Genomic DNA, 14,322 nt, shown 5'->3' on the forward strand with positions numbered 1-14,322 from the left:
AGGTGGTGTCGAGTTCCCGGCCCACCGGGCTCTCGATCCGAACTTTCCGGTCGCCGTGGGGAATGATCAGGGCAGGGAGGTGGACGGGATGTCACGCCGCCGTAAACGCCGGCTCGGCCTGTTCGGCTTGATCATGCTGGTGATCGTCGTAGCCGTCGCCTGGCTCTTCCTCGGTCAGGCAGGTCTCGTGCCGCCGCTGCCCATCGGGCGGTAGGTCCCGTAGCTCGCGATGCTCCACGTGAAACATCGCCTCACTCGACGGCGTCCGGTTGCTCACCCAGCAGCAGGCGGCACGACTGGACGGTCTGCCAGCGGACCGCCCGGTCGAGGTCGGTGAGGTGCCGGGCGAGCTCGTCGAGGATCAGCGCGAGGGCGAACGCGATGTGCTGATGTTGCAGGCCGGCATAGCCCGAGCGGATCGCTTCGCTGCGCAGGCGGGCCGCCGCCCGCTCGATCACGCTCCGGTCGGCGCGCAAACTGGCCGTGCGCTCGTTCTGGTTCACCCGGTTCCCCTCGGTCGTACGTCCGGTCCGAGGGGAAGTCGGACACCGTCAGCATGCCGTCCACGGCGAGGTGGCGCCAGAGTGAGGTCCGACGCACCCGCCGACGCGCCGGGAGTAACGTCACGGTCTCGGATCGGTGTCGATCACGTCACTGATCCCGTATCGAGCTCCCCGGAGGACCCGTGATCCGTCTTGTCGCTCCCCTGACCGTCGCGTTCGGCGTGCTGACGCTGCTGACGGCCCTGGCCACCATGATGGTGGCGGTACCGCTGGCCATGGTGACGATGATCACGGGCTTCTGCTGGTACGCGGAGCGACCGCGGACGCCTCGCCACAACGGGCTGTGCGGCGGGTGCCGGGCCGGATGTGTCGAATGCCGGGAGCGGATCGAGATCGCGAGCTGACACCCGGCCCGCCCGTTCGGGACGTCGCGCTGCGTCCGCCAGGGCGCCGCGGCGCCGGTGCTGGCACGATGGGTGCCGTGACTGCACCGAATACGAAGCCCACCGCCACGCTCCGGACGTCCGAGGGTGACATCAAGATCAACCTCTTCCCGGACCATGCACCGAAGACGGTGGCGAACTTCGTCGGCCTCGCGACGGGCGAGAAGTCGTACACCCAGCCCAACGCCAGCGGAGGCAACTCCGGCCCGTTCTACGACGGCTCGGTCTTCCACCGCGTGATCAGTGGCTTCATGCTTCAGGGCGGCGACCCGACGGGCACCGGCCGGGGCGGCCCCGGCTACCAGTTCGCCGACGAGTTCCACCCTGACCTGCGCTTCGACCGCCCGTACCTGCTCGCCATGGCGAACGCCGGCCCCGGCACGAACGGTTCGCAGTTCTTCATAACCGTGGTGCCGACCCCGCACCTCAACCGCCGGCACACCATCTTCGGTGAGGTCGCCGACGCCGAGTCGCGCGCCGTGGTCGACGCCATCGCGACCGCATCCACGGACCGTTCGGACCGCCCGCTGAACGACGTCGTCATCCAGCGGGTCGAGATCTCCGACTGACCCCGCCACCGGCCCGCCCCGCCTGACCGGAGCCCGCATGTCCCATCCCGCCGGACCGCCGACACCGCCGTGGCCCGGTGGGCCGCCGCAGGGCGCCGCCGCAGTCTGCGTGCGGCACCCTGACCGCTCCACGGGGCTCAGCTGCACCCGGTGCGGCCGCCCGGCCTGCACGGACTGCCTGCGCGAGGCCTCCGTCGGTTACCAGTGCGTCGACTGTGTCGGCGAGGGTAACCGCGGAGTGCGTCGGGGAGTGACGATCGCGGGCGCGCAACCCGGGGGGCGCCCACTCGTCACCCCGACGCTCGTCGCGCTGAACGTCGCGGTCTTCGCGTGGACGGTCGCCACCTCGGGCAGCGTCTCGAGGAACGACCGCGCACCGCTGTTCCAGCAGTGGGCACTGGTGCCCGCGGCTGTCGCCGACGGCGAGTGGTGGCGGGTGATCACCGGTGGGTTCCTGCACTTCGGCCCCATCCACCTGCTGTTCAACATGATGGCGCTGTGGGTGATCGGCAAGGACATCGAACCGGCGCTGGGCCGGTCGCGGTTCCTGGCCGTCTACCTGGTGTCGCTGCTCGGCGGGTCGACGGCGGTGATGCTGTTGTCGGCGCCCAACGCCCTCGTTGCGGGGGCGTCGGGAGCGGTGTTCGGGCTCATGGGGGCGCTCGCGGTGCTCCTGCGTCGGCTGCGGATCCCCCTGGGTCAGGTGGGCGGGCTCATCGTGGTCAATCTCGTGATCACGTTCCTGTTGCCCGGCATCTCGGTCGCCGGCCACCTCGGCGGTCTCACGGTCGGAGCCCTCGCGACGGCAGCCCTGGTCTACGCCCCGGCCGCCCGGCGGCTGCCGGTGCAGACCGCCGCGCTCGGCGGTCTCTCGCTGGTGCTGCTCGTGGTGATCGCGCTGCGCATGACTGCGATGGTCTAGCGACCGACGCCGGGTCAGGGTGTCGGAGGGCGAGCCGCCCGCACCGCCTCTGCGACGTCCACCGGGTCGTCGCCGAGGTCCAACCTGCCGAACACGAGCAGCCGCTCGGCGCCGTCCGGCTCGACCACGTCCAGCTCCAGCATCGTCGAGTCGCGACCCCAGCGGCGCACCGCCTGCGCCCGCACGTCGCGGATCTGTGCCCAGGGCACGGTCCGCGTCGTCAGGCCTCGGACGGTCACCCCGTCGCCGTCGGCCCGTAGCCGCGGCCGTGCGCGGGTGCCGTACAGCGCGGCCAGTACCAGGCCGACAGTGGCGGCGGCCGCCAGCAGGAGGCCGGGCACGTCCGCCGTTCCGATCAGCTGCGTGCACCACACGGCGGCGGCCACCGCACCCGTCCACGCCACCCCGACGAGCCCGGCGGACGGGCTCCAGGTGCCTCCCGACACGCTGCGGGACCTGTCATTCACCGAGCGCGACCAACTGTCCACAGATGTTGTCCACACTGGGGATGATCTGACCCCGGACGGGTGGACCGCTCAGCGCCACCGCATGGTCATCAGCAGACCGACCACGATCAGTGCGAACCCGATGACGAAGTTCCACGATCCGAGGGCGATCATGAAGCCGATCTTGTCGCCCGCCAGGTAGTTCACGACCAGCCACGCCAGGCCCAGCAGCATCAGGCCGAGCATCACCGCGACGTACACGGGGTGCGTGGGGCCTGCGACCTGCACCGGCGTCCGGACGTTCGGCGGCGGCGTGTACGGGGTCTTCCGGCGGACCTTGGACTTGGGCATGGTGCGACCTCGCGGTGACGAAATGGCCCGGCGTCGCCCGGGCGCGCTCGCTCTACGGTACCGGGGCCGCGTCAGGCGGTGGTCAGGCGCGTGCGCTGACCTCGGCGGTCTCCGCCGTCAGGGCCGCCACGAGCGGCTCGGCCACGGGGTGCCCCGCCTCGGCCATCCAGTTGGCAAGCATCCGGTGCCCGCCCTCGGTGAGCACGGACTCGGGGTGGAACTGCACGCCCTCGACGGGCAGCTCGCGGTGGCGCACCGCCATCACCACTCCGCTCTCGGTGCGGCCGGTGACCTCCAGCGCGTCGGGCACCGTGTCGGGACGGATCGACAGCGAGTGGTAGCGGGTGGCGATGAACGGGTCGGGCAGGCCGGCGAGCACCCCCGCGCCCTCGTGATGGACCAGCGAGGTCTTGCCGTGCAGCAGTTCCGGTGCTCTCTCGACGACCCCACCCCAGGCCACGCCGATCGCCTGGTGGCCCAGGCACACGCCCAGCAGGGGCAGCGTCCGCTGCGCAGCCGCCCGGATCACGTCGATGCTCGCACCGGCGCGCTCGGGAGTGCCGGGGCCGGGGCTGACCAGCACGCCGTCGACGTCGTCGAGCTCGTCGAGGTCGACCTCGTCGTTGCGCCGCACCGTGGTGTCGGCACCGAGCTGGGCGAGGTACTGGACGAGGTTGTAGACGAAGCTGTCGTAGTTGTCGACGACGAGGACGCGCATCGATTCAGCCTAACCAAGCGGCGGTCCGGCAGGCGCGTCAGTTCCCGCCGCCACTGCTGTCCGTGGGCGTGGAGCCGCCGCCGGAGAACTGCCCGACGACGAGCGTGATCTGGTCGTCCGTCGACGTGTTCTTGCCCGCCGACGGCGACTGGTCGAGCACCCGGCCGTTCTCGTTCGCCCGGTCCGTGCTCTCGAGCTGCACCCGGATGTTGGAGAAGCCCTCCGCGGCCAGCGTCGCCTGGGCCTGGTCGATCCGGCGGCCCCGGACGTCCGGCATGTCGATGCTGTTGCTGTCGCCGGTGGACACCCGCATCGTGACCGTGCTCTTCGGCGCTGCCTGGGTGCCTGCGGGCGGGTCCGTGCTCGCGACCTCGCCCGAGTTGCCCCCGTCGACGCTCGTGGTCCGCACCGAGAAGCCGGCGTTCTGCAGCTCCTTCTGCGCGTCGTCGGCGTCCTGGCCGGTGACGTCCGGCACCGCCACCGTGGCCTGCTGCTTGCCGACGACGACGGCCACGGGGGTGCCTGCGGCGACGTTCTCGCCCGCGGCGGGCGTCGACGAGATGATCTTGCCGACCTGGCTGCTGTCGGAGGTGTTCTGCTCGGTCTGCGGCCCGAGGACGAGTCCGCGCTCGATCAGCAGCGGTCCGGCCTCCACCACGGTCTTGCCGGTCAGGGGCGGCACGGCGGCCTGGTCCGGACCGTTGCCGACCTGCAGCGTGACTGTGGTGCGCTCGGCAACCTCGGTGTTCGCAGGCGGGTCCGTGCCGACGACCCGGCCCTTCTCGTCGACCGACGACGTCACCGGGGTGATCGTGGCCAGGAGGTTCGCCGCCTGCAACGCGGCACGGGCGGCCTCCGGCTGCTGGCCGGACACGTTCGGCACCGCGACCTGCCGCACCGACGGCGACCCGCCGAAGATCAGGTATCCGGTCAGCGCGAGGAGCCCGACCACCACGGCCGCGGCGATGCCGATCGCGATCCGCCGCCCCCGGCGGCGGTCCGGCTCGTCGTCGTAGTCGCCGTAGGACGTCGGCGGCGGAGGCGCAGGTGCGTACCGCGTGGCGCCGGCACCGTTGATCCGCCGGGTCTGCGCCGTGGCGCGGGGATTGTTGACCAGCGCTGTGCGCTCGTCCTCGCTCATCACGATCGGCGCCAGCGGCTGCTGCCCGGAGCGCACGCGGACCAGGTCCGCCCGCATCTCGGCGGCGGACTGGTAGCGGTTGATCGGGTTCTTGCTCAGCGCCTTGAGCACGATCGCGTCGAGGGCCGGCGTGACCTGGGGGTTCACCTCGGACGGCGACCGCGGGTCCTCCCGCACGTGCTGGTAGGCCACCGCGACCGGGGAGTCGCCGGTGAACGGCGGCTCGCCCGTGAGCAGTTCGAACAACACGCAGCCCGCGGCGTAGACGTCGCTGCGGGCGTCGACGGCCTCGCCGCGCGCCTGCTCGGGCGACAGGTACTGAGCCGTGCCGATCACGGCGGCGGTCTGGGTGACGTTCTGCCCCTCACCCAGCGCGCGGGCGATGCCGAAGTCCATCACCTTCACCGCGCCGGCGCGGTTGATCATGATGTTCGCGGGCTTCACGTCTCGGTGGATGATGTTGTGCTTATGGCTGAAGTCGAGCGCGGCACAGACGTCGGCCATCACCTCGATGACCCGCTGCTGGCTCATCGGCCCCTGCGTCTTGACGATCTCGCGCAGGGTGTGACCGTCGACGTACTCCATGACGATGTAGGGCAGCGGCCCGAAGTCGCTCTGCACCTCGCCGGTGTCGTAGACCGCGACGATGGCGGGATGGTTGAGCGCGGCGGCGTTCTGGGCCTCGCGGCGGAAGCGCAGCTGGAACTGCGGGTCGCGGGCGAGGTCGGCGCGCAGCACCTTCACGGCCACGTCGCGGCCGAGGCGCTTATCCATGCCCCGGTGCACCTCGGACATGCCGCCGTAGCCGAGCGTGTCGCCCAGCTCGTAGCGGTCGGAGAGCAGACGCGGGGTGGTCATCGGTGCCGGTTCCTGACGGTATCGGGGGGTGCCGACGCCAAACTACCGGCGAACCGGGCGACCGCCACCGCCGACGCCGCTGCGGCTCCCGCCGTGTCGCCGATCAGGTCACCGAGGCCTCCCCGGAGGAGGAGCACCCCGAGGGCCACCGCGGCCAGCGTGAGCAGCACGAACAGCACCAGGAGCAGGCTGCGGCCCGGTCCACGGGCGGGTGGGATGCGTAACGGCTCGGTGAGGGGCGTGTGGGCCGGGACGGGGCGTGGTGTCGAGGACTCGGACCGGTGCGAGCCCGTGTTGCGGGCGCGGTGGGAGTGGGGCTGCCCCGACGGTGTGACCGAGGCGACCGGACCCGAGGCGAGGGGCGCGGCCGCGTCGTCGATGTCCGAGGCGATGTCGGCCGGGCGGGCGGGGGACATTCCGGGGGAGGAGATCGGCGACATGCTCGGCGCCGGCACCGGGATCGGAGCCGACGGGCTCCCGGGCGGAGGCTTGGGCGGGTACACCGTCTCGCCGGTCTCGTCGATCGCCATCGGCGGCCCGACGGACCCGCCCTGCACCGGGATCCCGGGGATTGGCAGCGGGCCGCCGTTGCGCACCGCCGCGACCGCGACCGCGAGCTCGCCACCCGTGCCGTAGCGGCGGGCCGGGTCCTTGACGAGGATCGAGTCGATGAGTGCCCGAACGTGCTCGGGAACGGTCTCGGGCAACGGTGGCGGTGGCTCGCGGACCTGCATCATCGCGACGGCCACGGCGCTCTCGGCGCGGAACGGCCGGTGCCCCGCCAGGCACTCGTAGCCCACGATGCCCAGCGAGTAGACGTCGCCCGCCGGCCCGGCCTCTGCGCCGCTGGCCTGCTCCGGGGCGATGTAGTGGGCCGTGCCCATCACCATCCCCGACCGGGTGACCGGCACGGCGTTCGCGGCCTTGGCGATCCCGAAGTCGGTGAGCTTCACCTTGCCGTCGACGCGGATCAGGATGTTGCCCGGTTTCACGTCGCGGTGGACGTAGCCGCGTTCGTGCGCGGCCTGCAGCGCCCGCGCCGACTGCTCCATGATCCGCAACGTCTGCTCGGGGTCCAACGGGCCCCGGGCGATCAACGACGACAGCGGCTCGCCGCGCACCAGCTCCATCACCAGGTAGGCCGTGTGCCCGCCACCGAGGGGCCCGTCGTCCTCGCCGTAGTCGTGCACCGCGGCGATGCCGGAGTGGTCGAGCGACGCGACGGTGCGGGCTTCGAGGCGGAACCGGTGCAGGAACTCCGGGTCGCCCGACAGCTCGGGCCGCAGCACCTTCACGGCGACGCTGCGGCCCAGCCGGATGTCCTCGGCCTCCCACACCTCGCCCATGCCGCCGACGGCGATCCGGCGGTCGAGCTGGTAGCGGTCGGCGATCCGGTGGCCGGCCGCGAGCACGGTCATCGTCCGCTCCGCAGTCCGGCGGCGATCACCGCGCGGCCGATGGGAGCGGCGCGGGAGCCACCGGTGGCCTCCAGTGAGCGGTCGCCGCCGTTCTCCACGAGCACGGCGACGGCGATCTGCGGATCTTCGGCGGGGGCGAAGGCGACGTACCAGTTGTGCGGTGGCGTGGCCTTGGGGTCGGTGCCGTGCTCGGCGGTACCGGTCTTCGCCGCGATCTGCACGCCGGTGATCTTCCCACCGCCCTGGGTGCGGTTCTCCGCGCCGATCATGAGGTCTGTGAGCGTCTTCGCGACGTCCGCGGGCATCGCCCGGCCCAGGCGGTCCGGCTGGGTCTCGTCGAGCACGTCCAGCGTCGGGCTGAGCACCTGCTGGACGATGTAGGGCGCCATCACCTGGCCGCCGTTGGCGATCGCCGCGACGATCATCGCGTTCTGCAGCGGCGTGAACCGGACGTCGCGCTGCCCGATCGACGACTGCTGCAGCGAGGCGGTGTCCGGGATGTCGCCGAGCGTGGACGGCGCCACCGTCATCGGGATCGCGGGCGGTGCCGCGCCGATGCCGAACGCCTGGGCCTGTGCACGGATCTTGTCCTCACCCAACTGGGCGCCGAGCTCGGCGAAAGCGGTGTTGCACGAGCGGGCCAGCGCGTCGCGCAGCGAGGCCGTCGCACCCGTGCCGCAGGCCGTGCCGGCGAAGTTCTCCAGCTTCGTCGCCGTGTCCTGCAGCGTGATCTCGGACGCGGCCGTGAGCTGGCTGTCCGGGGTGTAGCCGTTCTGCAGCGCCGCCGCGGTGTCGATCAGCTTGAACGTCGAGCCGGGAGGATAGGTCTCGGAGATCGCCCGGTTCGTCAGCACCGGCGGCTCCGCGTCGTTGAACCGCGCCCAGGCGCTGGTCTGGTCTTCCGAGCTGTGGCTGGCCAGCTTGTTCGGGTCGTACGTCGGGGTGGACACCATCGCCAGGATCTGCCCGGTCTGCGGGCGCAGCGCGACGACGGCGCCGGCGTAGTCGCGCGAGGTCAGGGCGTCGTAGGCGGCCTGCTGGACGGCCGGGTCGACCGTGAGGACCACGCTGCCACCGCTGGGGTCACGACCGGTGATGAGGTCCGACAGCCGGCGGGCGAAGAGCCGGTCGTCGTTGCCGTTGAGCACCTCGTCCATCGACCGCTCGACGCCGCTCGAGCTGTAGAGCACCGAGTAGAAGCCGGTGACGGTCGAGTACACCGGCCCGTCGGGGTACTCGCGCTGGAAGCGCAGCCGGTCGCCGGTCTCGACGCTCTGGGCGAGCACCTGGCCCGAGGCGCTGATCTGGCCGCGCTGGCGGCTGTACTCGGCGAGCAGGACGCGCTGGTTGCGGGCGTCGTTGCGGTAGTCGCCTGCCTTGACCACCTGCACGTAGGTGAGGTTCGCCATCAGCAGGACGATCATGCCCATCACGGCCAGGGCGACGCGCCGGACCGGGGTGTTCACGAAGGCCGCTCCACCAGCTCGGTGCCGGCCTCGGCGATCGGTACCGGCGGTGCGACCGGCCTGGTGGGCAGCGGCGCCCGGGCGGCGTTGCTCACCCGCAGCAGGAGCGCGACCAGCGCGTAGTTGGCCACCAGCGACGACCCGCCGTACGACAGGAACGGCAGCGTCAGCCCGGTCAGCGGGATCAGCTTGGTGACGCCACCGATGACCACGAACATCTGCAGGGCCAGCGTGAACGCCAGCCCCGTGGCGAGCAGCTTGCCGAAGCTGTCGCGCACGGCCAGTGAGGTGCGCAGGCCCCGGGTGATCAGCACGAGGTAGACGACGAGGATCGCGGCCAGCCCGACCAGACCCAGCTCCTCGCCGAGCGAGGAGAACATGAAGTCGCTCTCGGCGTAGGGCACGAGGTCCGGGCGCCCGGCGCCCAGGCCGGTGCCGCCGACCCCGCCGGTGCCCAGGCCGAACAGCGCCTGCCCGAGCTGGTAGCCCGAGCCGTTGAAGTCGGCGAACGGGTCCAGCCAGATCTGCACGCGGGTGCGCACGTGCCCGAAGAGCTGGTAGGCCACGAAGCCGCCGGCCAGGAAGAACGTCAGGCCGATGACCATCCACGACACCTTGTTCGTGGCCGTGTAGAGCAGTACGAGCACGATGCCGAAGAACAGCAGGGACGTGCCGAGGTCGCGCTCGAGCACCAGGACGCCGACCGACAGGCCCCAGGCGATCAGCAGCGGTGCGAGGTCGCGCGCGCGAGGGAACTCCATGCCGAGGAACTTGCGGCCCGCCTCGCTGAACAGCTCGCGCTTCTGCATCAGGAACACGGAGAAGAACACGATAAGCAGGATCTTGGCGAACTCGCCCGGCTGGATCGAGAAGATGCCGAGCCGCAGCCAGATGCGCGCGCCGTTGACCTCCGAGATCGACGACGGCAGCAGGCCGGGCAGCGCGAGCAGGACCAGCCCGGCGAACCCGGCGGTGTAGCCGTAGCGGGCGAGCGTGCGGTGGTTGCGCACCAGGTAGAGCACCCCGACGAACAGCACGAGGCCGATCGCCGTCCAGGCCACCTGCCGCTGGATCAGCACGGTGGGCGCCGCGCGACCGAGCGCCACGGCGCGGTCCGCCGCCGCCAGGTCGAGGCGGTGGATCATCACCAGGCCCAGGCCGTTGAGCAGCGCCACGCACGGCAGCATCACGGGGTCCGCGTACGGCGCGAGCTTGCGCACCGCGAAGTGCGCGACGGTGAACAGGCCGAGATAGGCCGCACCGACGTAGATCAGCGAGCGGGTGAGCTCGTTCTCCTGGTTCGCCTCCACTAGTACCAGCGCGGCGGTCACGATGATCGCGGCGAACGCGAGCAGGACCAGCTCGATGTTGCGGCCGGTGGGCAGCGAAGGAGCCTTCTCCGGCGCGGGGTCCACCGTCCGGCCCCCCGAACCGAGTACGTCCGGAGACGTCATCTCAGCTCACCGGCCGACAGTTGAGGCCCGGTTCGGGAGCGACCGTCGGGAGCGGGGTGGTGTCGACGCTCGGGACGGCGGCCAGGTTCGGATCGGTGGTGGGGACGGCCTGGGAGGGATCGGTGGGGAGTGCGGCGGGATCGGTGGGCAGGACCTGCGGCGTCGGGGGGACCAGTGCCGCCGACGGCGACACCAGACCCGGTACGGGGCAGGGCGCGAGCATGTTGCCGCGCAGCAGCCCGACCTTGGCCTGGGCGCCGGCCAGGCCGCCTTCGGTGACGAGGATCCCGTCCTGGACCGTGTTGCGCGTGGCCTCGGGCAGGTCCGTCAGCGCGATGTCGGTCTGCTCCACCAGGTGCTGCAGCGGCAGGCCCAGCACGCTCCCGCGGACCCCTTGGAAGATCGCGACGTGCTGCTGTTCGGCGCCCACGTAGTACTGCTGGAGCACCCACATGCGGGCGAGGACGCCGCCGCCGGCAAGCACGGCCAGCACGGCGACGATGCCCAGCGCCAGCCGGAGCCCGCGGAAGCGGGCGGCCGGCGCGGGGGCGACCGGGTGCACGCGCAGCGGTGCGGTGCGGGTCAGTGTGGTGGCCGACGCACGGGCGGCCGCGGAGTCGGGCGGTGGGGTGATGTCGCGGCCGTCGCCCGCGGCTCCGCCGACGATCGGTGCGTCGTCGCCGAAGTCGACGTCCACGACGTCCGCGACGATGCAGGTGATGTTGTCCGGGCCGCCGCCGCGCAGTGCGAGGTCGATGAGGCGGTCGGCGCACTCGCGCGGGTCGACGTAGGTGCTCAGGGTGTGCGCCAGCGTCTCGTCGCTGACGACGCCGGAGAGGCCGTCGCTGCACAGCAGGTAGCGGTCGCCGGGGCGGGCCTCGCGCACGGTCAGCGACGGATCGATGTCCTGCCCGGTCATGGCGCGCAGCAGCAGCGAGCGCTGCGGATGCGTGTGCGCCTCCTCCTCGGTGATGCGCCCCTCGTCGATCAGCGACTGGACGAACGTGTCGTCCTTCGTGATCTGGGTCAGCATCTGCTCGCGCAGCTGGTAGGCCCGCGAGTCGCCGATGTGCACCAGCCCCAGCCGCGAGCCCTTGAACAGGATCGCGGTGAGCGTGGTGCCCATGCCCTCGAGGTCCGGCGCCTCCAGCACGTGCCGGTGGATCGCCGAGTTGCCCTCGACGGTGGCCGCGTGCAGCTCACGCAGCAGGTCGTCGCCCGGGTCGTCGTCGTCGAGCGGGGCCAGTGCCGAGATCACCAGGGACGATGCGACCTCGCCCGCGGCGTGACCGCCCATGCCGTCGGCCAACGCCAGGAGCCGCGGCCCGGCGTACACCGCGTCCTGGTTGTTCTGCCGGACGAGGCCGCGGTCGCTTCGCGCGGAGTACCGAAGGACGAGGGTCATGAGCGCAGCTCGATCACCGTCTTGCCGATGCGGACCGGGACCCCCAGGGGCACGCGGGTGGGCCCGGTGACTTTAGCCCTGTCCAGGTACGTCCCGTTCGTCGACCCGAGGTCTTCGACGTACCACTCGTCGCCCTGTTGGGCGATCCGCGCGTGCCTCGTCGACGCGTAGTCGTCGTCGAGCACCAGTGTGGAGTCGTCGGCCCGGCCGATCAGGATCGGCCGGGAGTCCAGCGAGATGCGGGTGCCCGTCAGCGGGCCCTGGGTGACCAGGAGCTGGCGGGCCGTCCGGGCGCGCCCGCGTCCGCGGGTCCGGCCACCGCCGGGGACCAGCGCACGCAAGCCCGCCGCGCCGTACAGGTCCGATCGGACCACCCGGAGCGAGAACAGCACGAAGATCCAGAGAAGGGCCAAGAAGCCCGCTCTGGTCAGCTGCAGCACCAGCTCCGGCACGTCGCGGCGAACTCCTCCCTCTACCCGTCGAGCCGACGGGCCCGACTCACTGACTACGGAACACCAGGCTGGAGTGCCCGACCCGGATCACGTCGCCGTCGTTGAGCTGCCACGTCTGGATCGGGTTCCCGTTCACGGTGGTGCCGTTGGTCGACCCGAGGTCCGTCAGCGTGGCGTGGTGACCATCCCAGTTGATCTCGAGGTGGCGGCGCGACACGCCGGTGTCGGGCAGGCGGAACGCGGAGTCCTGCCCACGACCGATGACGTGGGTGCCCTCGGTGAGCTGGTAGCTGCGACCGGAGCCGTCGTCCAGGCTGATCGTGGCCGTCAGCTGCTGCTGGTAGCCGTTCCACCCGCCCTGCTGCTGGCCGTAGCCGGGCTGCTGACCGTAGCCGCCCTGCTGGTGCGGGTCGTAGCCGCCGTCGTAGCCCTGGTCGTAGGGCGGCTGGTAGCCACCCTGCTGGCCGTAGCCCTGGTCGTAGCCGGGCTGGCCGTAGCCGGGCTGCGGCGCGTAGGCCTGCGGGCCGCCGTAGCCGGGCTGGCCCTGCGGGTTGTAGCCGGGGTCGTAGCCCTGCGGGGCGCCCTGGCCGTAGCCCTGCTGCCCGGGGGTGTAGCCGCCCTGCTGCGGGTAGCCGCCCTGCTGGGGGTAGCCGGGGTCGTAACCCGGGTGAGCGGCCTGGCCGGCCTGACCGGGGTCGTATCCCTGCGGGGCGCCCTGGGGGTAGCCGCCCTGCGGGGGGTAGCCCGGCTGGCCGTAGCCCTCGGGCTCGCCCTGGTCGTAACCACCGCGGCGCTGGTCGTAGCCCTGGGGGGCGTACGTCTGCTGACCGTAGCCGGGGGCGCCACGGTCGTAGCCGTAGTGGCCGTTCTCCTCCGGGTGGCCCGGTTGCTGGCTCATGGGTGCTTCTCCTGCGTTGCGTGCTCGGACGGCGTCCCGGCGGGAAGCATCGGGGTCGACGGCCGAGCGGGTGCGGAACTGTCCCGTGTGCAGCGCCTCGGAGCGCTCCAGGAAGACTACGACCTCACCGAAGGTGTCCAGCCCCTGGTCGGTGAGGTGTCGGGCGACAGCGCCGGACAGGTCGTTGACGACCCGTGCCACGTCGTCGCCCGCGATGCGGTCGAGATCTTGTGGGCTGAGCATCACGGTGAATCGGTTCGGCGCCAGCTGGCGCCCTCCCGCGAGCTCCTGGACCTGGTCTTCGGCTTCCCGCTTCAGCGCGCCTTTGATCTCTTGGGGAACGACGCTGCCTCCGAAGACCCGCGCGGAAGCGTCGCCCACCATCCCTTGGAGACGGCGCTCGAACCTCCCGACGCGGCCCACCGATCTTCCTCCGTTCGCATCGGCGTGTTGTTTGGCGTCTCCGATCGTATCCGTGCTAGCCACGGAGGTGGGCCCCGACCGGGTACCCCGGTTCGATGAGGGTCGCGGAAGGCGTGCTAGCTTTCCGATCGCCAGGGCGAGTGGCGGAATGGCAGACGCGCACGGTTCAGGTCCGTGTGTCCGAAAGGACGTGAGGGTTCAACTCCCTCCTCGCCCACAATCCTTATCTCTCAGCTCATATCGCTGTACCGCCGGGCGGTCCGGATGGTCGGCCAGCACAAGCAGGTCCGCGATCTTCTCCGGTGTGTTCTCCGTCGCGTAGCGGGCGTAGGCCGGCAGGGTCCAGCGTTCGTCCTCCGGTAGCCGCCGGGCCAACGCCTTCTCGTTCATCCGCAGGTGCACCGCCAGGTCGACGGGCAGTCCGCGGCCCAGCAGCAGCGCACCGGCGAGCACGACGACGCCGTCCGCGGGGAGATCGACGTAGGAGTCGCGGTGGGCGCGGTCCGTACGCGCGTCCCAGAGGCGGGGCAGCACGCGGCCCGACCCGTCCGGTGCCGCGGGCTCGAGTACCTCGCGACGGAGGCCGCCGACGTCGAGCCAGCCGTCGAGGAACATGTCGGGATCCGTGCGGCCGAGCTCGAACCGCAGAGACGCGGGACGCAGGTAGTCGGCCGTGTCCACCACCACGGTCGCGCGACCGCGGGCGCGCAGCCCGATCGCGACGGCGTCGGCCAGCGCCCGCGGGGCCGTCGGCGGTGGCCCGTCGACGGCCAGCCGTACCCGGCCCGGTCGGGCCGCGACCAGCTCCGTCACGTCGGCGACGAGCAGTTCCGGGGTGACGGGAGTGATCCCCAC

General features: G+C 71.7%; 16 protein-coding genes and 1 tRNA gene. 5 read left to right on the top strand and 12 right to left on the bottom strand.

All coding sequences use genetic code 11. The annotated features are described in order from the left end of the window. Window positions 1-88 precede the first annotated feature (88 nt). Window positions 89-214 (top strand): hypothetical protein, encoded by a 126-nt coding sequence (locus RM445_RS02270; protein ID WP_311554239.1) that lies wholly within the window; start codon window positions 89-91, stop codon window positions 212-214. 37 nt (window positions 215-251) lie between these two features. On the opposite strand, the gene RM445_RS02275 is transcribed toward RM445_RS02270, so the two are convergent. Then, window positions 252-503, bottom strand: coding sequence for a hypothetical protein (locus tag RM445_RS02275; RefSeq protein ID WP_311554240.1), 252 nt, complete (start codon window positions 501-503; stop codon window positions 252-254). 182 nt (window positions 504-685) lie between these two features. Here RM445_RS02275 and RM445_RS02280 point away from each other — a divergent pair, with 182 nt between their 5' ends. From RM445_RS02280 to RM445_RS02290, 3 genes are all read left to right on the top strand, one after another. Then, entirely contained in the window at window positions 686-907 is a 222-nt protein-coding gene (locus tag RM445_RS02280) for a hypothetical protein (RefSeq protein WP_311554241.1), read from the top strand. 68 nt (window positions 908-975) lie between these two features. After that, window positions 976-1,515, top strand: a complete 540-nt coding sequence (locus RM445_RS02285) for a peptidylprolyl isomerase (protein ID WP_397469204.1) — start codon at window positions 976-978, stop codon at window positions 1,513-1,515. 250 nt (window positions 1,516-1,765) lie between these two features. Next, window positions 1,766-2,437, top strand: a complete 672-nt coding sequence (locus tag RM445_RS02290; protein ID WP_311554243.1) for a rhomboid family intramembrane serine protease — start codon at window positions 1,766-1,768, stop codon at window positions 2,435-2,437. 14 nt (window positions 2,438-2,451) lie between these two features. On the opposite strand, the gene RM445_RS02295 is transcribed toward RM445_RS02290, so the two are convergent. The 10 genes from RM445_RS02295 to RM445_RS02340 form a co-directional block, all read right to left on the bottom strand. Then, window positions 2,452-2,883, bottom strand: coding sequence for a PH domain-containing protein (locus tag RM445_RS02295; RefSeq protein WP_311554244.1), 432 nt, complete (start codon window positions 2,881-2,883; stop codon window positions 2,452-2,454). Window positions 2,884-2,973: 90 nt separating this feature from the next. Then, entirely contained in the window at window positions 2,974-3,234 is a 261-nt protein-coding gene (crgA, locus tag RM445_RS02300; protein WP_311554245.1) for a cell division protein CrgA, read from the bottom strand. 82 nt (window positions 3,235-3,316) lie between these two features. Continuing rightward, on the bottom strand, window positions 3,317-3,952 hold the full coding sequence (locus RM445_RS02305) for an aminodeoxychorismate/anthranilate synthase component II (protein WP_311554246.1): 636 nt from the start codon (window positions 3,950-3,952) through the stop codon (window positions 3,317-3,319). A gap of 37 nt (window positions 3,953-3,989) precedes the next feature. Further along, window positions 3,990-5,951, bottom strand: a complete 1,962-nt coding sequence (gene pknB, locus RM445_RS02310) for a Stk1 family PASTA domain-containing Ser/Thr kinase (protein ID WP_311554247.1) — start codon at window positions 5,949-5,951, stop codon at window positions 3,990-3,992. Further along, complete coding sequence (locus RM445_RS02315) at window positions 5,948-7,363, bottom strand: serine/threonine-protein kinase (RefSeq protein ID WP_311554396.1); 1,416 nt, start codon at window positions 7,361-7,363, stop codon at window positions 5,948-5,950. Before RM445_RS02315 ends, pknB begins: the two co-directional genes overlap by 4 nt. Window positions 7,364-7,365: 2 nt before the next feature. After that, on the bottom strand, window positions 7,366-8,835 hold the full coding sequence (locus RM445_RS02320) for a peptidoglycan D,D-transpeptidase FtsI family protein (protein ID WP_311554248.1): 1,470 nt from the start codon (window positions 8,833-8,835) through the stop codon (window positions 7,366-7,368). Continuing rightward, complete coding sequence (locus RM445_RS02325) at window positions 8,832-10,289, bottom strand: FtsW/RodA/SpoVE family cell cycle protein (protein ID WP_311554249.1); 1,458 nt, start codon at window positions 10,287-10,289, stop codon at window positions 8,832-8,834. The genes RM445_RS02320 and RM445_RS02325 overlap by 4 nt, the downstream gene beginning before the upstream one ends. A 1-nt stretch (window position 10,290) precedes the next feature. Then, the gene (locus RM445_RS02330) at window positions 10,291-11,694 is read right to left on the bottom strand and encodes a PP2C family protein-serine/threonine phosphatase (protein ID WP_311554250.1); all 1,404 of its coding nucleotides are present in this window, start codon (window positions 11,692-11,694) and stop codon (window positions 10,291-10,293) included. Next, window positions 11,691-12,146, bottom strand: a complete 456-nt coding sequence (locus RM445_RS02335) for an FHA domain-containing protein FhaB/FipA (RefSeq protein ID WP_311554251.1) — start codon at window positions 12,144-12,146, stop codon at window positions 11,691-11,693. Before RM445_RS02335 ends, RM445_RS02330 begins: the two co-directional genes overlap by 4 nt. A gap of 46 nt (window positions 12,147-12,192) precedes the next feature. Beyond that, on the bottom strand, window positions 12,193-13,467 hold the full coding sequence (locus RM445_RS02340) for a DUF3662 and FHA domain-containing protein (protein ID WP_311554252.1): 1,275 nt from the start codon (window positions 13,465-13,467) through the stop codon (window positions 12,193-12,195). Between the two features lie 134 nt (window positions 13,468-13,601). On the opposite strand from RM445_RS02340, the gene RM445_RS02345 reads away from it, so the two are divergent. Further along, window positions 13,602-13,684: transfer RNA gene (locus RM445_RS02345), tRNA-Leu, on the top strand. Here RM445_RS02345 and RM445_RS02350 read toward each other — a convergent pair. After that, window positions 13,666-14,322, bottom strand: coding sequence for a nucleoside/nucleotide kinase family protein (locus tag RM445_RS02350; protein ID WP_311554253.1), 657 nt, complete (start codon window positions 14,320-14,322; stop codon window positions 13,666-13,668). The genes RM445_RS02345 and RM445_RS02350 overlap by 19 nt on opposite strands.

The organism is Pseudonocardia charpentierae (genome assembly GCF_031845345.1).
Taxonomy (GTDB): Bacteria; Actinomycetota; Actinomycetes; order Mycobacteriales; family Pseudonocardiaceae; genus Pseudonocardia; species Pseudonocardia charpentierae.

Bases quoted from the DNA above. Each gene is read 5' to 3' on its own strand.
- RM445_RS02330 (WP_311554250.1), bottom strand. From the start codon at position 11,694: ATGACCCTCGTCCTTCGGTACTCCGCGCGAAGCGACCGCGGCCTCGTC.
- RM445_RS02325 (WP_311554249.1), bottom strand. From the start codon at position 10,289: ATGACGTCTCCGGACGTACTCGGTTCGGGGGGCCGGACGGTGGACCCC.
- crgA (WP_311554245.1), bottom strand. From the start codon at position 3,234: ATGCCCAAGTCCAAGGTCCGCCGGAAGACCCCGTACACGCCGCCGCCG.
- pknB (WP_311554247.1), bottom strand. From the start codon at position 5,951: ATGACCACCCCGCGTCTGCTCTCCGACCGCTACGAGCTGGGCGACACG.
- RM445_RS02270 (WP_311554239.1), top strand. From the start codon at position 89: ATGTCACGCCGCCGTAAACGCCGGCTCGGCCTGTTCGGCTTGATCATG.
- RM445_RS02305 (WP_311554246.1), bottom strand. From the start codon at position 3,952: ATGCGCGTCCTCGTCGTCGACAACTACGACAGCTTCGTCTACAACCTC.
- RM445_RS02285 (WP_397469204.1), top strand. From the start codon at position 976: ATGGGTGCCGTGACTGCACCGAATACGAAGCCCACCGCCACGCTCCGG.